Genomic DNA, 6,735 nt, shown 5'->3' with positions numbered 1-6,735 from the left:
GCGCCGTCGGCCGAGCCGACATGCCGCAGAGGAGCGCAAGCGGGCCGAGATGGCGGCACTGGCCGACCGGTTCGAGAGCGAGGTGAAAGGCGTGGTCGACAGCGTCGCGTCGTCCTCCACCGAGGTGCGGACCCTGGCCAAGTCGCTGGCGACCACCGCCGACCATACAGAGACCCAGGCGACCACCGTCGCCGCCGCGTCGGAACAGGCGTCGGTCAACGTTCAGACCGTGGCCGCCGCGGCCGAGGAGCTGGCCGCCTCCATCGCCGAGATCGGCCGCCAGATCGGCGAGAGCAGCCGCAAGGCCAAGCAGGCCGCCGACCAGGCCGACGGCACCAACCGCATCGTCGACGGGCTGTCGTCGAAGGCGAACCAGATCGGTGACGTGGTGAACCTCATCAACTCGATCGCCGGTCAGACCAACCTGCTGGCCTTGAACGCCACCATCGAGGCGGCACGGGCGGGAGAGGCCGGCAAGGGCTTCGCCGTGGTGGCGAGCGAAGTGAAGAGCCTGGCCAACCAGACCGCCAAGGCGACCGGCGACATCTCGCAGCAGATCGCCGAAATCCAGACGGCGACCGCCGACGCGGTGCAGGCGATCCAGAGCATCGCCGCCACCATCGGCGATGTGAACGTCATCGTCGGCACCATCGCCCAGGCGGTCGACGGCCAGAACGCCGCGACCATGGAGATCGCCCGCAACGTCCAGCAGGCGGCGGCCGGCACCAACGAGGTCTCCGCTTCGATCGGCGGCGTGCTGCAGGCGGCGTCGGAGACCGGAAGCGGTGCGTCGCGCCTGCTTGCCTCGTCCGGGGAGCTGTCGAAGCAGGCGGAGCTGCTGCATGCCCAGGTGGACCGCTTCCTGGGCAGCGTCCGCGGCAAGGGCTGAGGACACCGGCGGGGGAGAGCAGCCCGCCGCGCAATATCCCCATAAACCCCTATGGAGAAATGATAAGAAAATTCCATACAATGAACGGACGGTGCACCAGACCCGTTTCCCGCCTGAGCGAAGGCCTGCCTGAATGAAGGGTTGTGCGGATGTCCGTTCTGACTTTGTCCCGGAAACTGTCTCTCCTCACCTTGTCCTTTGCTCTGGCATTGTTGATCGTGGGGGGCGTCGGCATAGCCGCGCTTTCCACGGTCGATGAGGCGAACCGGCAGGTTCTGACCACCGGGGAAGCCCTGTCCAATCACCAGCAGGGCGACATGATGCACGACGCCCTGCGGGCCGATGTGCTTGCCGCCCTGCTGGTCGGACCGGATGGCGCCAGCGAAGACCGGGACGAGGTCCGCAAGGACATCAAGGAGCATTCCGATACGTTCCGCGAAGCGCTGGACGCCAACCGGCGCCTAGCCCTCAGCCCTGTGGTCGGCAGCGGCTTGCGCGAGTTGCGCGGCCCGATGGAGGATTACATCCAGGCCGCGGAAAGGCTGGTCGATCTCGCCTTGCGCGACACGGCCAGGGCGAAGGCCGAACTTTCCGCCTTTCTGCAGCGTTTCCATGAGTTGGAGGAGCGCAACGACGCCCTGTCCACTCTGATCCGGTCGGAGAACCAGGCGAACAACAGCGACTCCGCAGTCATCACCGGCTGGGCATACATCCTGATCGGTGTGGTGACCATCCTGGCGATCGGCGGATCGACGGTGCTGGCGCTGCTCATCGGCCGGTCCATCACCGGCCCGCTCGACCGTGCGACGGACGCGATTGCGCAGATCGGGCGCGGACGACGCGACATCGCGTTGCATCATCCTGTGGATGACGCCATCGGACGGGTCAGCGCCGCCGTGATGCTGATGCAAAGCCAAGCCATCGATCTCGACCGCCGCCGGACGGACGAGGAGGCGCGGCTGGCCGGGGAATTGAGCAAGCTTGCCGCCCTGAGCGAGGCCACCGACCGCTTCACCCGCCAGACCGAGGCCGTTCTGCGCGGGCTGGGCGCCACCGGCGAGCAGCTGCAATCGACCGCCGGCACCATGTCGGCGGAGGCGACTCGCGCCGCGGCCGAGATCGGCGACGTGCGCGGGCATGCGGACACCGCCGCCCGCATCGTGCGCGATGCCGCGACCGGCGCCGACGGGTTGGGTGCCCTGATCGACGAGGTCGGCCGCCACAGCGGACAGGCCACCCGCATGACGGCCGACGCCGTCCAGCGGACCGGCGACGCGGCGCGCAGAATCGGCGACCTTGCCGATGCCTCGCGCCGGATCGGCGACGTCGTGGGACTGATCACCTCCATCGCCAGCCAAACCAACCTGCTGGCGTTGAACGCCACCATCGAGGCGGCTCGCGCCGGCGAGGCCGGCAAAGGCTTCGCCGTGGTCGCCAACGAGGTGAAGAGCCTTGCCGGTCAGACCGCCCGCGCCACCGACGACATCCAGGGCCAGATCGCCGGCATCCAGGCCATCGTCGACGACGCCGTCCGCGCCATGGACCTGGTATCCGACACGGTGGAGGCGGTTCGCGACAGCGGTGCGGCCATCGCGGAGGCGGTGTCGCGCCAGGCGGATGCGGCGCAGGGCATCCTGCAGGCGATGAACGATGGCTCGGGCGCGGTGACGGCAATGTCCGGCATGCTGGGCGATGTCCATGACACAATCGTCAGCACCGACCGCACCGCCGGCGAATTGGCCGCGGCCGCGGCCGAGCTGCGCCGCGAGATGGAACGTCTGCGGACGGAGGTCGACGGCTACGTCCGCACCGTCCAGATGGCCTGACATGGGTGCCGCTGCGGCGGCGCGATGATGACCGGGCGGATCGTCGGGAATTGCGGATCGGGCCGTCGACCGCTACACAGGGCGCCATCCCCGTTTTCCCGGAGCCTCCGTCATGTCCACCCTGCCCGATCAGGCCACCATCGCCGCCACCGCGGCCAAGATCCTGCTGGAGATCAAGGCGCTGCATTTCAACGCCGAAACCCCCTTCATCTTCACCTCGGGTTGGGCCAGCCCGGTCTATACCGACTGCCGCCGCATCGTCTCCTTCCCCCGCGCCCGCAAGGCGCTGATGGATTTCGCCGTCGCCACCATCGAGCGCGAGATCGGCTATGAGGCCATCGACGCGGTGGCGGGCGGCGAGACCGCCGGCATCCCCTTCGCCGCCTGGATCGCCGACCGTCTGGAACTGCCGATGCAGTATGTGCGCAAGAAGCCGAAGGGCTTCGGCCGCAACGCCCAGATCGAGGGCCTGCTGACCGAGGGGCAGCGCGTCCTGCTCGTCGAGGATCTGGCGACCGACGGCAAGAGCAAGGAGAACTTCGTCACCGCGCTGCGCAACGGCGGCGCCCAGGTGACCGACACCTTCGTGATCTTCCACTACGGCATCTTCCCGCAGTCGAAGGTCAACATGGACGCCATCGGCGTGCGGTTGCATGCCCTGTGCACCTGGTGGGACGTGCTGAAGGTCGCCCGCGAAAACCGCTATTTCGACGAGAACACCCTGTCCGAGGTCGAGAAGTTCCTGAACGACCCGGTCGGCTGGTCCTCGGCCCATGGCGGCAAGTCGAGCATGTGACGGCAGCGGGGGGATGCGGCGCGGCGCCGCCTCCCCCCAAACATGGTCAACCGTCCCTATGCGCCGCGGGAACTCCAATGGGCGGCAACGGCCGCTTCCTGCTCCGGGCGCGGACGGTGGTTGAACCGCACGCGAACGATTTCCCACCGGCTTGGGTCGCCCACGATTTCGCCCTCGCACGGGCGGCGGTCCAGCACATCGAAGGACAGCGTCGACAGCCCATCGCCGACCGGAATTTTGCCGGTCGACCACAGCTGCTGAAAGGTCCGGCGGTTCACCAGCGAAATGGGGGACGGCGCCGCGTCCGGCGTGAAGCCCTCGTTGATATGGTCGAGTGGATGGAAGCGCCCCATCCGCCGGCTGGTGGGAAGGCGGCGTGCCCGGATGCGCAGCGAGAAGTCGAAATCCTCGTATCCCCAGCCCCAGAAGCTGTTGGAATAGCCATCGACCTGCCGCATCGTCGCGTTCGGCATCAGCAGCACACCGCCCATCGTGCTTTCCAGGTTGGAGGTCACCGTCCGGTCCGAGACTCCCGGCGCCACCGGCCGCTGTTCCGCCCCGTACCAGAGGAGGGGCGTGGGGCAATCGACCGGGGAATAATCGGCATCGACCGGCAGGTAATCGACGTCATGCAGACAGCTGTAGTCGCTCCGCCCTTCGCCCAGCAGGAAGCCCGCATTCATCAGCGCCCCACGGTTGAAGGGAAGTCCGGCCTCCTGCTCCACGAAAGTGACGCGATAATCGATCGGTTGCGCCAGACGGTCGAAGTAGGCGCTCACCCAGGGAACGAACTGCTGGAGATGGCTTTCGCGATCCCGGTAGGGGACGACGATGTGGAGCCGCGCCCCCATGCGTTCGCCGGTCGTCATGTGCTTTCCCCTTCTCGCTGTCTGGCGGAGGCCGGACCGCCGCTGTTGTCAGCCGTGATGATGATCGGACGCGGCGCCCCGCCGGCCCGGTGAGTTTCCCACATCGCCCGGTAGGCCGCCTCAAGATGGCGGGTGAAGCGCGGGGTGTCGAACAGCGGACAGACCGGCAGGTTGCGTGCCAGCCGCTGCCGCAGGGCACCGAGCCGACCGGGCGATCGGGCGAGCGCCACAGCCTCCGCCTCATACTCCTCCTGCCCGGCGACGATCAACTCGGGCAAACCGGCGGCCTGCAGCAGGCTGGCCGCCACGCGCCCGGCGAAGGTCGTTCCACGCCGGGTCAGAACCGGCAGTCCCGCCCACAGCGCGTCGCTGGCCGTCGTGTGGGCATTGTAGGGCAGCGTGTCGAGGAACAGGTCCGCCAGCCGGTGCCGCGCCAGATGCTCGGCATGCGGCAGGGGCTGGGCGAAGACGAGCCGACGGGGATCGAGGCCGCGGGCCTCGCCCTCGCGCTTCAGGTTGGCCGCAACCTGGGGAGTCCCGGCATAGATCCACAGCACGCTGCCCGGCACCGCCGCCAGGATGCGCGCCCAGCCATCGAACAGTCCGGGCGTCAGCTTGTAGGTGCTGTTGAAGCAGCAGAAGACGAAACCGTCCGCGGGCAGCCCGCAGTCCGCGCGCGTCGGCGTGGCGTCGGCGATGGCGCGCCGGCGGTCGTTCGGCTGATAGCAATCGGGCAGCCGCACCACCTGTTCGCTGAAGAATCCCTCCTCGCCCGGCGCGATCACCGTGGGGTCGGCGACGATGTAGTCGACATACCCGGCCCCCAGCGTTCCGGGATAGCCCAACCAGTTGACCTGCACTGGAGCTGGACGCCCCGCCAGGATCGAAGTGCGCGAGAAGGTGGTGAAACCGGTCAGATCGACCAGGATGTCGATGCCGTCCGCCGCGATGGCCCGCGCCGCATCGGCGTCGGTGTGGCGGCGGAGGTCGACGAAGCGCTCGATCCCGCGCTGGAACCGCTGACGCAGCACGCTGCCGTCGTCGATGCCGGTCGAATAGGCGGTGACGGCGAAGCGGGAGCGGTCATGCGTCTCCAGGGCATCGACCATCAGGTGGCCCATCGCATGCTCGCGGAAATCCGCCGACAGGTAGCCGATCCGCAGCCGCCCGTCGCGGACAGCCGCGGCAGTCCGGGCCACCGGGGTGGCGCCGCGGGCCTTCGCCGCCGCCCAGCGGGCCGCAGCCACTTGCTGGTCGGCCAGGGTCGAGGCGCAGGACAGGACGTCGAAGGGCGACACCCCCTCCGCCCCTTCCCGCAGCCGCCGCAGGAGCTGCGCCTCCAGCCCGTCAAGATCGCACCAGTCACACAGAAGCCTCTGCTGGTGGACGAGCTGGCCGAGGGCGGCGGCATGGCCGGGAACCAGCCGAAGGACCCGCCGGCAGGCGTCCACCGACTGCGCGCTCCAGTTGGCCATCGCAGCGGCCATCGCCAGATCGGCATGGGCGTCTGGCTCGCCGGGAGCCAGCGCCACCGCCTTGCGCAGGACGGCGACCGCGGCATCGGGGCGCGCAGCCTCCGCCAGCACGCCGCCCAGGCGCCGCCAGACCTCGTTGTTCGCCGGTTGCCGGACCAGCAAAGCCCGCAGGACCGCCAGCGCGCCGTCGGCATCGCGCAGGAGCGACAGGGCCAGGGCCAGATTGGTCTCGGCCACCGGGAAATCGGGTTGCAGGTCCAGCGCCGCACGGTATTGGACGACGGCGTCACGCAGGCGGCCAAGCTCCCGCAAGGCGTTGGCGAGGTTGTTGCGCGCCGCCGGGTTGGGCGGTTCCAGCCGGACCGCGGCCGACGCGGCACGCCATGCCTCGTCCCGACGCTGCGCCGCATGGGCGGCGTTGCCCAGAGCCAGCCAATTGCGCGCGCCCGCCGGATCGAGTGCCGCCGCAAGACGGCCGGCGGCGAGCGCCTCCGCCGGACGGCCGCCATCGTTGAGCAGGCAGGCGAGGCTGTGCCAGCAGTCGGCATCCTGCGGCGCGAAGCCGGCCGCCTTGCGGAAGGCGGACTCCGCCTCGGCATCCTGCCCCATGTGGTGGAGCGCCACGCCCAGCCTGGACCAGGACGCCGCGTCAGTCGGATCGATCCGCGCCGCCTTGCGATGGGCGGCCGCGGCCTCCGCGAAGCGGCCGAGATCCTGCAGGGCAACGCCGAGGTTGTTGTGGACCTCGGCCAGATGGGAGCAGGTCTCCAGCACCTTGCGGTAATGGGGTTCGGCATCCTGCGGACGCTGCTGCCGGTGCAGGGCCAGCGCCAGCCCGTAATGGGCGTCGACGGATGCGGGAGCGACCCGCAGAGCCGCC

The 6,735-nt window shown here is 69.2% G+C and carries 5 protein-coding genes; 3 read left to right on the top strand and 2 right to left on the bottom strand.

Annotated features, from left to right (window positions below):
• The 3 genes from I71_RS07060 to I71_RS07050 all read left to right on the top strand — a co-directional run.
• A partial coding sequence (locus I71_RS07060) for a methyl-accepting chemotaxis protein (protein ID WP_042693046.1) occupies positions 1 to 889 on the top strand: 889 nt, incomplete at its 5' end.
• A gap of 149 nt (positions 890 to 1,038) precedes the next feature.
• Positions 1,039 to 2,715, top strand: coding sequence for a methyl-accepting chemotaxis protein (locus I71_RS07055; protein WP_083897027.1), 1,677 nt, complete (start codon positions 1,039 to 1,041; stop codon positions 2,713 to 2,715).
• 112 nt (positions 2,716 to 2,827) lie between these two features.
• Positions 2,828 to 3,511, top strand: coding sequence for an orotate phosphoribosyltransferase (locus I71_RS07050; RefSeq protein WP_042693036.1), 684 nt, complete (start codon positions 2,828 to 2,830; stop codon positions 3,509 to 3,511).
• A 56-nt stretch (positions 3,512 to 3,567) separates the two neighbouring features.
• Here the strand turns inward: I71_RS07050 and I71_RS07045 are convergent, their stop codons facing one another.
• Complete coding sequence (locus I71_RS07045) at positions 3,568 to 4,380, bottom strand: galactosyltransferase-related protein (protein WP_042693034.1); 813 nt, start codon at positions 4,378 to 4,380, stop codon at positions 3,568 to 3,570.
• Positions 4,377 to 6,735, bottom strand: a 2,359-nt coding sequence (locus I71_RS07040) for a tetratricopeptide repeat protein (RefSeq protein ID WP_049975969.1), incomplete at its 5' end; no start/stop codon positions are given. The genes I71_RS07040 and I71_RS07045, both read right to left, overlap by 4 nt.

Source organism: Azospirillum sp. B506, assembly GCF_000333595.1.
Taxonomy (GTDB): Bacteria; Pseudomonadota; Alphaproteobacteria; order Azospirillales; family Azospirillaceae; genus Azospirillum.
The sequence above is the reverse complement of the archived record's forward strand: the minus strand, read 5'-3'. Positions and strand labels throughout refer to the sequence as shown.